A 15,571-nucleotide genomic window follows, 5' to 3' on the forward strand; every position below is an offset into this window, starting at 1 on the left:
TCGATTATCGACTCTCAAGGTCGTGTGATCAATACTTGGGCTGATGTGATCAACCGCGCTAACTTGGGTATGGAAGTGATGCACGAGCGCAATGCTCACAACTTCCCTCTCGATTTGGCTGCTGGTGAAACTACTCCCGTAGCTTTGGTTGCTCCTTCTATCAATGGCTAAGTTTTAGCTATCGATTACAAAAAGCGCTCCTAGAAATAGGGGCGCTTTTTGTTTGAGGAAAATCTAATTTAACACTACTAATGCTTTGCAAAAGTTGGCTTACAGTTTACCTAAATAAATTTTTATCTGACCCTTTATGGACAACGACAAAAATTATTGAGATAGTTATAGAGTTCGCGAAATAAGGGACATTTTTTCTGGACTTCATTTGGATCGATTTCCCTCAATAGCAAAGGAGTATGATCTCCTTTAGAAAAGCGTGCTTTATCGCGATCGAGTTCATCTTGAACACTTGACTCAATTAAATATTCTGATAGTTTTTCTCGACAGCAATCTTTTTCAGCATCGTATTCACTAAATGCTTCTGGATTCTCAAAAGAAACTTTTCTTTGTGTACTTAGCCACCAACGCATGCGTTCATGTCTTTTGCCTCGAAAATCTGAATGTTTAGCTATTGAATTATTCCAATCAGCAATAATCCAAGCTTCGATTTCCGGCGCGGCAAACCCAACAAATTTTTTGATGTCAGCACATTCTGGTATTTTTGATAACTCTGCCAATATTTTTGATTTTTGTGTCTGAGAATCGCGGCAATCCAAATCGTCAAAAACTAAAATCAAGTCGCATTTATTTGTTTCCGCTTTTAAGGCAATAGGAAATTCTTGCTTGATTTGTTCGATTAAATTTTTACCTGTTCTGCCGTAACTACTTGCCTTATTAGCTTTAGGGCCAGGTTTTTGACGAACGGGTGTTTTTCGTTCAAATCTACAGCCCGGAAAAGTTTTTTCTAAAAAAGGAAAGAATCCTCTAACCTCAGCCTCACCGCCACCAGAGAAAACCCACACTACCACGGCCATCCTCCAATACTTGGATCGCCAACACGGTATAAGTCACCTAATTGCCATCCCTCTTCAAGTTTTGGCTCCAGCATTTCTTTTGAAAGAGATTTGACTGAGAAATGGGTTCTGTTTTCGGGATAAAAACAAAGAACATTCTCTAAACGATCGGTAAAGTGATCTAAAAGGTCGGGACTATGCGTGGTAATAATTATCTGAGTTCTGGTGGCAGCTTTTTTAATCCACTCAGCTAAAATTGGCATCCACGAGACGTGCAATCCTAATTCAGGTTCATCAATGACTATCAAAGAAGGAAGAAGTGGAGAATGTAATATAGTTGCCCAACAAAGCATCCTGACAGTTCCATCCGACATTTCATTTAGGTAAAATGCTTCATCATCAATACCTTCAAAATACCATTCTACAGTGAGAGATAGGCGACCAGAAGGTAAAGCTCTAAGGCGACGAGTTTTTGGCAGGATGGACTTCATTGCCTCGTTAATGCTATCTTCAAAATTGATAGATTTTTGGTTTAAATTGTACAATACTAAAGGCAGATTATCTCCCGAAGCAGATAGGTAAATATCACTACCACCTATTTTAGGTTCTGCGGTTCTAATTGAATTCAAATTCATGTTATTGGCATTATAAAATTGCCATTTTGAAATAAATCCAATTAATTCTCTTCTAATTTTGTAAATAGGTGTATTTTCTGGTGGTAAGAAAGTATATTCAAGCAGTGTCGGAATTGTCAACAAACCAAAAGAATTTGTAGGAATGTTATCTAAAGGTTCAAACTGAGTTGACTCTTGACCGGGAGACTTGTAAACAGATAAAACTCCTTGCCCTAATTCTCTGTTATGCAATTTATAGTAATAGAAAGGTGGCTGGCGGCAAGTTTCCTGCAAATCTTCTCCGCCATATAGATATTCTTCAGACATGCTCGCCCTTACTTTTTGTCGATCGGTATAAAGTTTGAAATCAAGAATTGCGCTGTCTTTTTGAAGATTACCAGTTTGGTTAATTTGCGAAAAACAGCAAGCTATACTGACCTTTGCTGGACTTTCAACATTGACATCTAAAATTCTACCACCACCAATTTTAGAAACAGCATCCTCAAAACTACTCACGTCCCGATTTGCGTCGGGAATAGCTATTAGGCAATCTTTTAAAAATTTTAAACAACTGATAAAATTGCTTTTGCCTGAACCGTTTGAGCCGATAAATATATTAAGGTTGTTTAAATTTACAGATGGATCTAAGTATAGATTTTTATAATTCTTGGTTGTCAAAAATCGAATAATTGGTTGATTCATACGATCGCTCCGGTGATACTTCAGAAAGTTAGGGCAGGCAAGATGCCTACCCTACAAAGGTAAAAAAATATTTTTTTACCCTTTAACTCTCGATTTTGGATTAGCCGTTACTGAACAAACTTCTTGAATGCCAGAGTCACGTTGTGGCCGCCAAATCCAAAGGAATTCGACAGCGCCACATCAACTTTTAGATCGCGGCTTGTATGAGGAACATAGTCCAAATCGCACTCAGGATCGGGATTTTCCAGATTAATTGTCGGCGGGATTTTGTCATTGGCGATCGCCATTACCGTCGCCACCGCTTCAATTCCCCCAGAACCGCCCAAAAGATGACCCGTCATTGACTTGGTAGAACTAATTGCTACTTTATAAGCGTGCTCTCCCAAAACCTTCTTAATCGCCTTCGTTTCCGTAGAATCGTTGGGAAGCGTGCTCGTGCCGTGAGCGTTGATATAGCTCACCATATCGGGTGTCAAACCCCCATCCTTGAGGGCTAAAGCCATTGCTCGCGAGGCACCTTCGCCCCCCGGTACCGGCGAAGTCATGTGATACGCATCGCAGGTTAAACCGTAGCCGACGATTTCTGCGTAAATCTTCGCGCCACGCGCCAGAGCGTGTTCCATTTCTTCTAGAATCAGAATGCCAGCACCTTCGCCGACGACAAAACCATCACGATCGCGATCGAACGGACGAGAAGCATGAGTCGGGTCATCATTGCGAGTCGAAAGCGCCCTGGCTGCAGCAAAACCCGCCACGCACAAAGGTGTCACCGCAGCTTCAGTACCGCCGCAAATCATGGCTTGCGCGTAACCCCCCTGAACTAGGCGAAACGCATCACCCACGGCATTTGACCCGGCAGCGCAAGCCGTCACGGTGCAAGAGTTTGGTCCTTTAGCGCCCGTTTGAATCGCCGTCAGGCCCGCGGCCATATTCGCAATCATCATGGGAATCATAAACGGGCTGCATCGATCGGGGCCGCGATTCAGATATATCTCTTGCTGATCTTCTAAAACCTTCAGGCCGCCAATGCCAGTGCCAAGAATGACACCCACCTGTTCTGCGTTCAGGTCATTAATCTCAAACTTCGCATCAGCAACAGCTTGTTTGCTCGCTGACACCCCAAACTGAGCAAAGCGATCCATCCGCTTTGCTTCCTTGCGGTCTAAATAGTCGTGTGGGTCGTAACCCTTCACCTCTGCGGCAAAGCGGCAGTCGTGCCGCGACGGGTCGAATAAGGTGATCGGGCCTATACCATTCTTCCCCGTAAGCAACCCATCCCAATATTCGGACAAGGTATTGCCGATCGGTGTAATCGCGCCGAGACCCGTGATAACAACGCGCTTACGCTCTAAATTTGTCATGATTTCAGTTTCAAAAAATTAAACACCCAGAACGCAGAACAAAAGAGGAGTTTCCAGTTTTCTAACTTCTCTCCTCTTAGGGGAAAAGGCAGGTATTTTATGCTTTTGGAGCTGCAAGTTTGCTGCTGATGAAATCTACAGAAGCTTGAACCGTAGTAATTCCTTCGGCTGCTTCGTCGGGAATTTCAATATCAAACTCTTCTTCCAATGCCATGACCAGCTCTACAGTATCTAAGGAATCTGCTCCTAAATCGTTAGCAAAGTTGGCTTCGGGCTTGACTTCGCTCGGATCGACTTCCAGTTGCTCTGCCACAATTTTCTTGACTTTAGCAAAAATGTCGTCTGGGCTCATAACATCGTGTCCTCATTGGTTGCTGCGTATCTAATCTTATCCGAAAGGGGGAGCTGCAATAGAAATGCTGGCCGCTTTTCTAAGTGACACGGGGCGGTGGCAATTGGGACACGGACGATCGCAGCAACTCTAGGACTGTTATGGGGTGGCGATCGCTATTTGAATAGTTCTGGAGGCATAAACTCTATCTGGCGGTGCACACCGTACCTTACCGCTACCAATAGTGTTGCAAAGCAATTTTTGCGTCCCGGACTGATTGAATGACTATCTCCAAGAGATCATGCCCTAGTGACTGCTTGTCCCCTAGAAATTCTCAAAAGCAACGCCCAAACGCATACGATCCGTCTTGCTTTCCTACTTGCGATCGCACTCAGATAACCTCAACGGACTCAATGGAAGTATCGCATCTGTACATCGCATCTGTACAACGATGGAGTTTGCCTACGCTGCGTTCCCGACAAACACCAACCACCTCTTAGCCCCTATCTAGCGCCTGCTGCACCATGTACTGCCCGAGTTTCCCGGATGCGCCTACGATAAAAACCTTCTTCATATTCCTTCCCTACACATAACGTCTGAATTGAGCGGCAAACGAGCGCCTCGATCTCAACACCAAAATATCACTTTTGTCAGATCCAAGGATATGTTATACACCGATCACTTCACAATTACTTATGTTTCGCGAGCGCCCATAGCTTCTCTGGACTCAACAACGGAGCCAACCATCTTTGCTTGCTTAATCTCGGCTGAAAAACGACAAATTTAACAGGCGCCATCTGTTCCGCCTAACGGTGTGCTTGAGGGGCTGTCACAACCATTGCATCTACACCAGTGACTTTCGCCAGCCGGCTCCAAGCGAATTGTTAGACAGCTTAACATCAACTCTACTTACAAGATCAGAGATTGCACTTTGTCCATCAATTGTGGATGATTCCCCTCATTTCATGGATTTTCAGGAAGAAGCGCCTCCATATATGGGGCAATATAATTGCGACCTTTTTCGATATAGTACGTTGTAAACAGAGATTCAAACTCCTGTTTTACTAATTGAAGTGCAGCATTCAAACGTGGGCGACCGTATACTAAGAACTGAGCCGTCGAATATGCATAGTATTCTTTCTCTTTATCGGGAATATTTTTCTTGAATGCATCTTGGTAAAGCCCACGTCCCTCCTCAATCAATTGTTTAATGGGTGAAGTAAAATGAATAGACTCTCCACTTGGAAAATCGATTGTTTTATTTTGAATAAATCCAATCACCTTCTTCATACATTCACGGGTCTGTTCAACTGATAAGCATCCCTCATCTTTTCGTCTAAATCCCCATTGAATGCAACCATTTGTAACTTCAAGAACTCGTAAAATTGCGAGGTTATCAAGCTCTTTTGATTCGATTTTATGCAATTCATGAATATGATGCTCAATCCGTTTACTAAATCCGTCGAAATCAGTTTCAAAATATTCTTTGAGCTCTTTGATCTGGGCTAACTGTTGCCAGTCGAACATTATTGAGTTTAACATTATTGAATTCCCTCCAAATCATTTATGTTTAGGAAGTATCGGCCGGTAATGACTACCTCAATCCGCTCAAAACCTTCATTCTTATCATAGCGATACTCAAGCGTTTTGAAATCTTGATCCTAGCTTGCCCGAACGATCAAAACTTCAAGAAGGCGTTCTTGAAGTTTTGATTGAACTCCTCGGCAATACTTCTGTCATTTGGACTAGCAAAGTAGCAACTCCCATCAAGGTAGGGAGAATTGTAGGAGAAATCAGTGGGTTAAAACCCCTCCTCCAGTAACTTTTGCCCTTGCTCTTTTTGAGGAGCTTTGTAAATTGTGACGGTTTGGGGCAATTGTGCTTGACCCGACTGCATGATTTGACATCTTGGCTGAGATGAAAAGCAGAATCATAAACTACCGCTATGTCTGGAACCCGATGATTTTGCAACTACCGACAGCATTGAAGTACAGTCCCACTGATAACCCAGCAAGCTAACGGTTTAGTTCAGCCACCTTGGCTTATTTACTCTTAAATCATAACACTCTAATGGGTCGGCTGTAACGATGTGCTATGCTCGATCGCTTAACAATTACTTATGCTAGTGCGATCGCCCTTCGCCTTTGCGAACTGACAAACTTAGTAACTCATTTTTGCTTGCCCAGCAGTGCTCGCAGATACATAACTTTGAGGGTGCGATCGATTCCAGTGTCTAGACGAACCATCAGCGATGCAATTTTTCCACAAGCGCCTTAAGCAGATTAGCCCGATCGCCCCGCCACCAACCTGAAAACTGCGTTTCATCTGTGCCTTAAAAGAGGGGGGCTTTCACGCGAGTTTTCTGTAAGGATATGGAGAGGGGAAACGAAGCAGGAAGCATCCCGACCTCCACCGCTCTCGTTTCTTGTCCCTTGCCTTTTCTCCCCTGCAGAAACGATTATGCCATCCCAAACTCTCAGATATGCTTACTTTCCCGGTTGCGTTGCCCAAGGGGCGGCCCGCGAACTTTACTTGTCTACCCAAGCGCTGACTCAAGCGTTGGGGATTGAACTGGTGGAACTCAAAAAAGCTTCCTGCTGCGGTTCTGGCACTTTCAAGGAAGATTCGCAGTTACTGGAAGATACTGTCAACGCTCGCAATATTGCGTTGGCTGAGGAACTGAATCTGCCTTTGCTGACGCATTGCAGCACTTGTCAAGGGGTAATCGGTCATGTGGACGATCGCCTCAAGGAATCTCAGAAAACTGATCCCAACTACGTAGATAAAGTTAACGGTTTACTGGAAAAACAAGGCTGTTCACCTTATCAAGGCAGTACCGAGGTGAAACATCTGTTGTGGGCGATCGTTGCAGATTACGGGCTGGAGGAGGTGCAGAAGCGAGTCACCCGCAAGCTTTCGGGTTTGAAGTGCGCGTCTTTTTACGGGTGCTATCTGCTGCGAGCTCAGGATAAGCTGCTTTACGATGACCCGCACCAACCGGAATCGATGGAAAATGTATTTCGGGCGATCGGGGCAACTCCGGTTTATTATCGAGGGCGGACGCAGTGCTGCGGTTGGCCGCTGGCGAGTTACGCAACTGAGCAATCTTTTGGGATGGCCGGCAAACACATTCAAGATGCTCTTGACAATGGCGCTGATTGTATGGTAACGCCTTGTCCGCTTTGTCATTTAAATTTGGATTCGCGACAGCCGGAGGTGGAAAAAGTAATCGGGCGCAAGTTGGGTTTGCCCGTGTTGCATTTGTCGCAATTGGTGGCTTTAGCTTTGGGTGTGGAGCCGAAAAAACTAGGACTCGATCGACATATTGTTTCCACAAAGCCCGTGTTAGAAAAATTAGGCTTTTAGTGGATCGATTTACACAGATTTGTAGTAAAGATGTCCGTCCTTGATAACTCCGCTCTAACCACGGACGTACTCAGTAGGAACCTACTTTGATAAGGCTCGCAGCGTGAATAACTGTGAAGTTTTGTCGCTTTTTCGCTAAGTGCTTCCAGGCACTGCGGTAGACTAACCTTTAATTCTCTGTGCAGGCTATAGCGGTGGCATCTCGCCGTCAAATCTGTTAATTCGCAGAGCAAGGAAATTTTTAGTGACTCGTTGGGAGCCTTTATTCAATGTCTCATTCAGTCAAAATTTACGATACTTGCATCGGCTGCACTCAATGCGTCCGCGCTTGTCCGACTGACGTTTTGGAGATGGTGCCCTGGGATGGCTGCAAAGCAGCTCAGATTGCCTCATCTCCCCGCACCGAAGACTGTGTAGGCTGCAAGCGGTGCGAAACTGCTTGCCCCACCGATTTTCTGAGCATCCGGGTTTACCTGGGAGCCGAAACCACTCGCAGTATGGGTCTAGCCTACTAAATATCGATCGACACCGATCGAATTACGGGCACAAGAGAGGGGGCGATTACATTGCCCCTTCTTTTTTTGTCGCGGAATCGGCATTCTGGGGCCGGAAGAAGGTAAAAATGATAAAACGTGAGTTTTATTGCGATCGCTAAGCAGGAGTAGTACGTTAAATGTGCGGAATCGTTGGCTATATTGGCACGCAAGCAGCAAGCGAGATTTTGCTAGCAGGATTGGAGAAACTAGAATACCGGGGCTACGATTCAGCGGGTCTCGCTACCATCTCGGAAGGGGAAATTACCTGCGTCCGAGCAAAGGGCAAATTGCACAACCTCCGGGAAAAGCTAGCAGAGATAGACTCTCCGGCTCCCATTGGCATCGGACACACCCGCTGGGCAACTCACGGCAAACCAGAGGAATATAACGCTCACCCTCACCTGGATAATAGCGGGCGAATTGCGGTAGTTCAAAATGGAATTGTCGAAAATTATCGCGATTTGCGGAAAGAATTGAAAGCAAAGGGACATAAATTTGTCTCGGATACCGATACAGAAGTTATTCCTCATTTAATAGCTGAGTTTTTTGCAGAAGCAAAAAGGGAGAAGGAAGAAAGAAAAGAGAAAAAACCAGAAAAAATTGCTGATTTGTCGTTTTTAGAAGTCGTTGCAAAGGTGGTAAATCGGTTAGAAGGAGCCTTTGCGATCGCCGTTATTTGCGCCGATTTTCCCGACGAAATAATTGTCGCCCGACAGCAAGCTCCTTTGGTGATTGGCTTTGGTGCTGGCGAATTTTTCTGCGCTTCCGACACGCCGGCCTTAGTATCTCACACCCGCACTGTTTTGTCGTTGGAAAATGGCGAATTGGCAAGGCTAACTCCGATGGGAGTAGAAGTTTACAGCTTTGCAGGGGAAAGGCTGAAAAAAAGCCCGCGCATCCTTGGTTGGAGTCCGGTTTTAGTCGAAAAACAAGGCTTCAAACACTTCATGCACAAGGAGATTTACGAACAGCCCGCCGTAGTCAGAGCTTGTTTAGAGGCTTATTTAGACAGCGATTGGCAGCCAGGAAATCCGCGCTCTCCCATCAATCTCAACTTGCCCAAGGAACTTTGCGCCGATGTCGAACAAATTTCAATTCTCGCCTGCGGAACGAGCTGGCACGCCTCGCTAATCGGCAAATATTTGTTGGAACAGTTAGCTAATATTCCCACTGCGGTGCAGTACGCTTCTGAGTACCGCTACGCACCGGCACCGCTGACAGCAAATACTTTAACTATTGGGGTAACACAGTCGGGAGAAACGGCGGACACGCTGGCTGCTTTGGGGATGGAACAGCAGCGCCGCGCTGGTTTTACTGATAAATTCCGGGCGAGAATGTTAGGCATTACTAACAGAACCGAAAGTTCGATCGCCCACATGATGCCACACGTAATCAACACCCACGCCGGTATAGAAATCGGCGTGGCTGCCACTAAAACTTTTGTTACTCAGTTGATGGCATTCTATTTCTTAGCTTTGGATTTGGCGCACCAGCGGCAAACAATCAGCAGCGAGAGATTGGCAGAGATTATTGTAGCTTTGCGCCAGTTGCCAGCGGAAATTGAGAAGTATTTGGAGATTCAAGAACAGTATGTGGAGGAATTGTCCCACCAGTTTACAGACACCCAAGATTTTATTTTTTTGGGGCGGGGAATTAACTTTCCGATTGCTTTGGAAGGGGCGCTGAAACTGAAGGAAATTAGCTACATTCACGCCGAAGGGTATCCGGCGGGAGAGATGAAACACGGCCCGATCGCCCTTTTGGATGCGAAAGTGCCTGTAGTGGCGATCGCCATGCCAGGAAGCGTCTACGAAAAGGTGCTTTCTAACGCTCAGGAAGCGAAGGCCCGCGACGCCCGTTTAATTGGCGTTACGCCGAAGCAAGGTGTGGCGGAAGCCGAGATTTTTGACTACATTTTGCCGGTGCCTTTGGTGGATGAATTATTGTCGCCGATTGTAACAGTGATTCCGCTGCAATTGTTGGCTTATCACATTGCGGCGCGTCGAGGTTTGGATGTGGATCAGCCTCGCAATTTGGCGAAGTCAGTGACGGTAGAATAAAGGAAGTTATTAGTCAGTAGTCATTAGTCATTAGTTGGTTGTTGGTTGTTGGTTGTTCGTTCTAATAACCAATAACCAATAACCGATGCCCGATGCCCGATGCCCGATCGCCTATTTCCTCTGGCTGACTCCGCAAATTGCGGCTAACAGCAACCAGCTTGTAGTATTGAGTCGAAAATCAAACAGTGTCACATCTACAGTGTTAAAAAGCGTACAGGCGGCGAAGGCTAATAAATAACTGAAAAAAATTAGGCGATCGGCCGCTATTACATCTTGAGAAACTACCTGATTTGTGCTATTAATTATAGATTTTTGATTGAACACTAAAGCATTTTCCGCTACTTCCTGTGTTGCTATTTGCTCGTGTTTGATATCCGCCGAAAAAAGCGGCCAATTCGCCAGCAGCAAAACACCCCTAGCCAAAACCCAACCAACTAAACCAAACAACAAAAGCGTTGCGGGTATTCCCGTTTCCGCAGTCAACATCAGTATCAAACTGTGAGGATGACCCAGCCATTCTTGCATTTGAGCTTGATAGAGAGGCGTAAAATTTCGCAATCCCCAACCAGTCCAAGGACGCTGCTGAGTCATGGACCAAGCAAATTCCCACTGAGTTTTTCTCAAAGTAGCAGTCGGTCGATTTGGGAACATCTCGTCGGTGAGTCTAGCCCAAAAGAAAGCAGGGACAATTATTCGCAAATACTGCCGCAGTGGTTCCGGGCCAAAGGCAGACAAAAAAACTGTGCTAGCCAAACTAAAAACCGCAGCTAATAATTTTTTATAACCCGCATAAAATGCAAAAGCCAAAACTGCCAAAACTGCCAGTCCCCAAGCATTGCGAGAATTAGTAAAAATCAAAGCAACAGCATTTCCGATCGCTGCAAAACTTAAAAATAGGAATTGGGCATTGGGCATTGGGCATTGGGCATTGGGCATTGGTAAGTGGTGACGACCGCCAACGGACAATTGACAACTGACTTCTACCATCCACAGTCCCAGTGCTAAAATAAAAGCAATCGTCAGATAGCAAGCTAAAATATTAGCGTACATAAACACAGAAGCCATGCGGCCGGGGGGATTGCCTTGGGGTGCGAGTACCCAGCCAAAAACAGGCTGCAATTGATCGATGCCACTCCAGCCTAAAAATTGCTGTCCCAGGCCTAAAATTATCACTGGAATTGAACTAATTACAATCATCCAAGACAATTGCCGCAATTGAGGCAAAGTTTGAATTAAACTGCTGAAAGCGGCAAACAGTATAAAGAACGGCAAGAAATTGTACAACCCTACAAAAGCCTCAATGCGGTTGTGGGCAAAAACCGCTGTGACGACTAGCAGGGCGCTCAGAATTGCGAATCCTCGATTCAACGGGCGGCGACTAATTTGACGGAACTTTTGCTTGCAAGTGCCGGCCAATCCCAGGAATAAACCTAAAGCTCCCAAAATCGGAATTAAGGGAAAAATCAGCATCCCCACTTGGGCGAAATTCCAAGGGATTTGCAGGCGGGTATCTGGATGTTTTTGGAGGCGAGACTTGAGATTTTCGGCTGTCTGTTTGGCAGCTAATTTCAACCGATTTTTGATATTCACCCACACTCCCAATCTCAAATCTAAAATCTACAATTTACCATCGTTAAGCTAGTTCCCAAACGCATTCCGATCGCGTCAGGCGAATTTGAGCTAGGGCAAAAATGGTCGGGATAATGCGGCCGTAGTTCGTGGAAATCGATCGCCAACCCAAATCCGCTAAAAACCAAGTCCACATTACCGGGCCGACCAAAGAAAATACGCTCCGCGTCGCACCGTAACGAGCTGCACTTACCGCCATACCGCGCCGCGCCGTCTGAATTGCGACATAATTTTGAAACTGGGTTGCTGCAGTTGCAGTGCCTGCAAGCACTCCTTGTTTTGCCATTTGATAGGTGGCAAAATGCAGCGCAAATTGATTGGCCATTAGTTTGAGCAACATTGGTTTTAAGATGGAACTAACAGCTAAAGCGCTGCCACCTTTGAACAGTAAACCCAGGGGGTCTTTTTCTGCAGAAATTGGCAGGGGTTCTGAGAGTTTGGACTCAACGATCGCTCGCTGTACGCGCACTGTCAGCGCTTGCTGTTCATCTGCCGGTAAACGCTTCCACGCCCGCCCCATTAAGTGCAGAAATACTTCTGCCTCTAAGTCGGTGGTTGACAACTGTTTGGGATAAGGGATTTTGAGATAGCGACAAACTTGAATTAGTGCTTGTCTGTAAGTGACTTGTTGGGTTCGCCCTCTGAGTACCGTCAACCCGTCGGCTGCAAGATAGCGAAACCGCTGTTCTACGGCGTCGAGCCATGCTTGGCGATCGCGACTTTGTACGTCTATGGGTGCGGGGGTTTGCACGTAATCTAAAGGGTTAAACTTGCGGCTGAACAGAAGTTCTGTTAGTTGCTGCAATTCTTCTTCTGTTGTCAATTCTAGTGCTGCTCTGAGTTCGTCCAAGACTGTTGCCCTCCCCTATTCGATTTTAGATTTTAGATTTTAGATTTTAGATTGCTGCTGGTAGACAACCATTGGGATTTAGGATTTACCCACAGTGGCATTTTTTTATCTGGTCTTAATCATGGATTTGTGCTGTCCTTTATTCTACTACTTGGTGCAGGGCTATGGCGTCCCGCCCCGCAAGCTACAGCTCTTTTGAGTCATCGGTAAGGTGCAAATTCAGCTCGCAGCCTTTAAGCTGATGTGTAGATTCATAAGGCTGACTGATTGATTATGTTTGATGTTGCGGTGATTGGTGCGGGTATGGCGGGGCTGAGTTGCGCTCAACGGTTGCGTCAAGCTGGTTATGCTGTGGCGGTTGTTGAGAAATCTCGCGGTGCGGGGGGACGTGTTGCTACCCGCCGCGTACAGGGCACTAGGGCCGATCACGGGGCGCGGTATCTGGAACCGCAGGGGGATGGGGTGCAGGGGTTAATTGAGGTTTTGTTCGATCGGCACATCCTCAAACTCTGGACTGATACTGTCTGGGAATTCAGACAGGGAAAACTTTCTGCTATTCCTAGTTGTTGTTATGTCGCACCTGCTGGAATGAATGCTGTGGGTAAGTATCTAGCGGAGGGTTTAGAGATTTGGTTTGGCCGCCGCGTACAAGCTATTTCTACTACAGATAACCAAATGTGGCAGCTTTCTCTGGAAGTTACTGATGACAATTTACAGACGCCTCAAGAATTGATTGCTAAGGCTGTTGTAGTAGCAATTCCGGCTCCTCAAGCTTTAATGTTTTTGAATTCGGAAATTGGTTTTAAACCTGATTTAATTGACAAATTGCGTTCTGTAGAGTACGACCCTTGCATTACCGTTATGGCTGGCTATTCTGGGACAAAACAGCAAGATTTAAGTAATCTAAATTCGCAGTGGAAATCTGTTTCTTTTCCAGATCATGCTGATTTAGCTTGGGTTGGTTTAGATAGTAGCAAGCGGCTCGATCCGCAGCAGCCGGTGTTTGTGGTTCACAGCAGTGCAAATTTTGCAGAACGCTATTTAGAAGCTGCTGATTTGGAAACTGTCGGTCGGGAATTGCTCGATCGCACTTCTGAATCTTTAATCCCTTGGCTGAAACAGCCGGAATGGTTACAGGTTCACCGCTGGCGCTATGCTTTTTGTCGAAATCCTTTGCCTGTTTCTTGTTTGCCTGCTGGGGGGACTTTGCCCTTGGTTTGTGCGGGGGATTTGTGCGGGGAAGGTCAAATAGAGGGTGCTTTGCGATCGGGTTTGGCGGCGGCTAATTGGGTAAATTCTCAGTTGCAAAATTTGCCCTTAGATTCAACCCTAAATTGGTAATATGGCTAAAAGTCAGGTTCTGTTCGTAAGAAAATAAAAGTTAAGCTGATTAGGAATTACGCAGAAACCTGGTTTTTTACGGAAATACTGTATTTGAGATTTTAACACTGGTGAAAAACCCGGTTTCTTTGATATTTATGCGTAAGCCCTACTAATGTTAGGTTTGGTTATGTAATGACAATTTAAAGCAAAGCAAGTGGTTGAGATTAAACCAATCAAGCAACATCAAATTGAACAAGCCAAGCAAGTAGTCATGGCGGTATGTCTAGAAATTTGGCATGGCGTACTAACTAAGGATGAGTTGAGGGGCTATGATTCGATGTCTGATATTGACAATGTACGATCGCACTATTTCGACAATAACGGCACCTTCTTGGTAGTGGTTGACGGTGAGCAGGTTGTAGGCACTGGAGCAATCCGAAAACTCGATGATGAAATCTGCGAACTTAAGCGGATGTGGTTTCTCAAAGAGTATCGAGGACAGGGGTTAGGCTGGAAAATGGCTCAAATACTCTTTGATTTCGCACTCGCGGCAGGTTATCGGAAGATTAGGCTTGACTTAGCAAACGAAGAGCGACAACCAGACGCACTCAAACTTTATAGAAAGCTTGGCTTTTATCCAATTGAGAGATACAACGATAGTCCATGTCATGTATTTATGGAGAAGTTATTGTAATAGCAAGGACAAAGAAGCAGAGCTTTATCCCAAACGCTGCACCTCCTCCACCGACAGAGAAAGCGCCTGGGCAACTTGTTCGACGGTTAAACCCATTGCCAGTAGTTGGGGGATGGCATCTCGTTGTGTTTGCTCCACGCGATCAGCTCGTTGACGCTCAGCTTCAGCCCGCTGGCGTTCCTGTTCCGTGTGAAGGCGTTCGAGTCGAGCTTGCTCGCTCCCCGTCAGCAACAAATTCCCCTGGTTATCCCACCAGCGCAACCAACGCTGTGTCTGATTTTGATAGCTGCCTTCCCATACGCCTAACTCTACTCCCATGCGGTCGATCAGGTAATGTCCGCGATCGTTCGGTTCCAATCGGTGATAGCGGCCATTCACCCAATTGTGGACTTCGAGTTGGCTGGTTTTAATTACATAGATGGCGTAGTAGGGAATGCGGATAATCTGTTCGTATACCCAAAACTTCCCTGGTTTCTGAGTAGTACCTTCTGGCAAACGAGATAAAGGCGTGTTGTCTCGTTCTTCGGAACCATCTCCACTCGCCAATTCGATCGCAATTATTGGCACCATATACTCGCGCCAAATCACGTAAGAGCGACGAATTTCGCCGTCTAACAAAGGCGGAACGTTGGGGACGTAGAACCAGTCAGGGGCTTCGGCTCCGCGTTCTGGTGGGTCGGTTTCGCGCCAGTAGATGCCACTATCTTGCCCGATCGCATATTGTCCGTCGGGGTGAAGCGTTTGCAGTGTGCTTTCTAGGGAGTCGGTGAGCAGGATGCTCTGGGGATGTTCTTGGAAGTTCTTCACGAACGTGCCGTCTGATTCGGGGAGTTGGGTGTGATCCGGGAAGGCGGGCGGCAACCCTGTCGCACTAAGACTTTGGGTCATGGCTGGTACGCGAGCGACTGGCGATCGAACTGATGCTCTGTTATAGCATAGCGATTGTCGATCGATTTGTGTGGTTGAAGATAGCCCTCGTTCTGAAAAATCGAGCCATCTCCATACAAAAAAATGGAAAACTGGTGTAACCCACATTCCGCAGATGTGTGTGGAATTTTTTATCAGTTGTGAAAAGTTGGAGTCAAAAAGTTTTTCCCT

At 46.0% G+C, this 15,571-nt stretch carries 15 protein-coding genes and 1 pseudogene; 8 read left to right on the forward strand and 8 right to left on the reverse strand.

What is annotated here, in order from left to right:
* Window positions 1-171 (forward strand): annotated as a pseudogene (locus QUA70_RS25955) (photosystem II q(b) protein); the annotation flags it as partial.
* A 134-nt stretch (window positions 172-305) separates the two neighbouring features.
* Here QUA70_RS25955 and QUA70_RS25960 read toward each other — a convergent pair.
* The 5 genes from QUA70_RS25960 to QUA70_RS25980 form a co-directional block, all read right to left on the reverse strand.
* A complete protein-coding gene (locus QUA70_RS25960; protein WP_333324467.1) occupies window positions 306-1,028 on the reverse strand; it encodes a DUF4276 family protein in 723 nt (240 codons plus the stop codon).
* Complete coding sequence (locus tag QUA70_RS25965; RefSeq protein WP_333324465.1) at window positions 1,016-2,323, reverse strand: AAA family ATPase; 1,308 nt, start codon at window positions 2,321-2,323, stop codon at window positions 1,016-1,018. The genes QUA70_RS25960 and QUA70_RS25965 overlap by 13 nt, the downstream gene beginning before the upstream one ends.
* A gap of 107 nt (window positions 2,324-2,430) precedes the next feature.
* Entirely contained in the window at window positions 2,431-3,684 is a 1,254-nt protein-coding gene (gene fabF, locus QUA70_RS25970; protein ID WP_333324463.1) for a beta-ketoacyl-ACP synthase II, read from the reverse strand.
* 97 nt (window positions 3,685-3,781) lie between these two features.
* The gene (gene acpP, locus QUA70_RS25975; protein WP_333324461.1) at window positions 3,782-4,036 is read right to left on the reverse strand and encodes an acyl carrier protein; all 255 of its coding nucleotides are present in this window, start codon (window positions 4,034-4,036) and stop codon (window positions 3,782-3,784) included.
* Between the two features lie 942 nt (window positions 4,037-4,978).
* Window positions 4,979-5,557, reverse strand: coding sequence for a hypothetical protein (locus QUA70_RS25980; protein ID WP_333324459.1), 579 nt, complete (start codon window positions 5,555-5,557; stop codon window positions 4,979-4,981).
* Window positions 5,558-5,681: 124 nt separating this feature from the next.
* Between QUA70_RS25980 and QUA70_RS25985 the strand changes: the two genes are divergently transcribed.
* The 5 genes from QUA70_RS25985 (at window position 5,682) to glmS (ending at window position 9,977) form a co-directional block, all read left to right on the forward strand.
* Window positions 5,682-5,837, forward strand: coding sequence for a hypothetical protein (locus QUA70_RS25985; protein ID WP_333410725.1), 156 nt, complete (start codon window positions 5,682-5,684; stop codon window positions 5,835-5,837).
* A 272-nt stretch (window positions 5,838-6,109) separates the two neighbouring features.
* Window positions 6,110-6,292 (forward strand): hypothetical protein, encoded by a 183-nt coding sequence (locus QUA70_RS25990; RefSeq protein ID WP_333324457.1) that lies wholly within the window; start codon window positions 6,110-6,112, stop codon window positions 6,290-6,292.
* Window positions 6,293-6,475: 183 nt separating this feature from the next.
* Complete coding sequence (locus QUA70_RS25995; protein WP_333324455.1) at window positions 6,476-7,381, forward strand: CoB--CoM heterodisulfide reductase iron-sulfur subunit B family protein; 906 nt, start codon at window positions 6,476-6,478, stop codon at window positions 7,379-7,381.
* A 269-nt stretch (window positions 7,382-7,650) separates the two neighbouring features.
* The gene (gene psaC / locus QUA70_RS26000) at window positions 7,651-7,896 is read left to right on the forward strand and encodes a photosystem I iron-sulfur center protein PsaC (protein ID WP_015175986.1); all 246 of its coding nucleotides are present in this window, start codon (window positions 7,651-7,653) and stop codon (window positions 7,894-7,896) included.
* A 158-nt stretch (window positions 7,897-8,054) separates the two neighbouring features.
* On the forward strand, window positions 8,055-9,977 hold the full coding sequence (gene glmS / locus QUA70_RS26005; protein WP_333324453.1) for a glutamine--fructose-6-phosphate transaminase (isomerizing): 1,923 nt from the start codon (window positions 8,055-8,057) through the stop codon (window positions 9,975-9,977).
* Window positions 9,978-10,088: 111 nt separating this feature from the next.
* Here glmS and QUA70_RS26010 read toward each other — a convergent pair whose 3' ends face one another.
* On the reverse strand, window positions 10,089-11,567 hold the full coding sequence (locus tag QUA70_RS26010; RefSeq protein WP_333350727.1) for an O-antigen ligase family protein: 1,479 nt from the start codon (window positions 11,565-11,567) through the stop codon (window positions 10,089-10,091).
* Window positions 11,568-11,610: 43 nt separating this feature from the next.
* Window positions 11,611-12,456: a YaaW family protein gene (locus tag QUA70_RS26015; RefSeq protein ID WP_333350725.1), complete on the reverse strand. Its 846-nt coding sequence runs from the start codon at window positions 12,454-12,456 to the stop codon at window positions 11,611-11,613.
* 273 nt (window positions 12,457-12,729) lie between these two features.
* On the opposite strand from QUA70_RS26015, the gene QUA70_RS26020 reads away from it, so the two are divergent.
* A complete protein-coding gene (locus tag QUA70_RS26020) occupies window positions 12,730-13,797 on the forward strand; it encodes an FAD-dependent oxidoreductase (protein ID WP_333350723.1) in 1,068 nt (355 codons plus the stop codon).
* Between the two features lie 196 nt (window positions 13,798-13,993).
* Window positions 13,994-14,473 (forward strand): GNAT family N-acetyltransferase, encoded by a 480-nt coding sequence (locus tag QUA70_RS26025; protein ID WP_333350722.1) that lies wholly within the window; start codon window positions 13,994-13,996, stop codon window positions 14,471-14,473.
* A gap of 24 nt (window positions 14,474-14,497) precedes the next feature.
* On the opposite strand, the gene QUA70_RS26030 is transcribed toward QUA70_RS26025, so the two are convergent.
* Window positions 14,498-15,361 (reverse strand): Uma2 family endonuclease, encoded by an 864-nt coding sequence (locus QUA70_RS26030; RefSeq protein WP_333350720.1) that lies wholly within the window; start codon window positions 15,359-15,361, stop codon window positions 14,498-14,500.
* Between the last annotated feature and the right edge of the window lie 210 nt (window positions 15,362-15,571).

The sequence above is a fragment of the Microcoleus sp. LAD1_D5 genome (assembly GCF_036702115.1).
In the GTDB taxonomy this organism is placed as follows: domain Bacteria; phylum Cyanobacteriota; class Cyanobacteriia; order Cyanobacteriales; family Microcoleaceae; genus Microcoleus.

Coding starts and splice junctions, on each gene's coding strand:
- QUA70_RS25990 (WP_333324457.1), top strand. CDS start 6,110: ATGCTCGATCGCTTAACAATTACTTATGCTAGTGCGATCGCCCTTCGC.
- QUA70_RS26030 (WP_333350720.1), bottom strand. CDS start 15,361: ATGACCCAAAGTCTTAGTGCGACAGGGTTGCCGCCCGCCTTCCCGGAT.
- QUA70_RS26020 (WP_333350723.1), top strand. CDS start 12,730: ATGTTTGATGTTGCGGTGATTGGTGCGGGTATGGCGGGGCTGAGTTGC.
- psaC (WP_015175986.1), top strand. CDS start 7,651: ATGTCTCATTCAGTCAAAATTTACGATACTTGCATCGGCTGCACTCAA.
- acpP (WP_333324461.1), bottom strand. CDS start 4,036: ATGAGCCCAGACGACATTTTTGCTAAAGTCAAGAAAATTGTGGCAGAG.
- QUA70_RS25995 (WP_333324455.1), top strand. CDS start 6,476: ATGCCATCCCAAACTCTCAGATATGCTTACTTTCCCGGTTGCGTTGCC.
- QUA70_RS25965 (WP_333324465.1), bottom strand. CDS start 2,323: ATGAATCAACCAATTATTCGATTTTTGACAACCAAGAATTATAAAAAT.
- QUA70_RS25960 (WP_333324467.1), bottom strand. CDS start 1,028: ATGGCCGTGGTAGTGTGGGTTTTCTCTGGTGGCGGTGAGGCTGAGGTT.
- glmS (WP_333324453.1), top strand. CDS start 8,055: ATGTGCGGAATCGTTGGCTATATTGGCACGCAAGCAGCAAGCGAGATT.
- QUA70_RS25980 (WP_333324459.1), bottom strand. CDS start 5,557: ATGTTAAACTCAATAATGTTCGACTGGCAACAGTTAGCCCAGATCAAA.
- fabF (WP_333324463.1), bottom strand. CDS start 3,684: ATGACAAATTTAGAGCGTAAGCGCGTTGTTATCACGGGTCTCGGCGCG.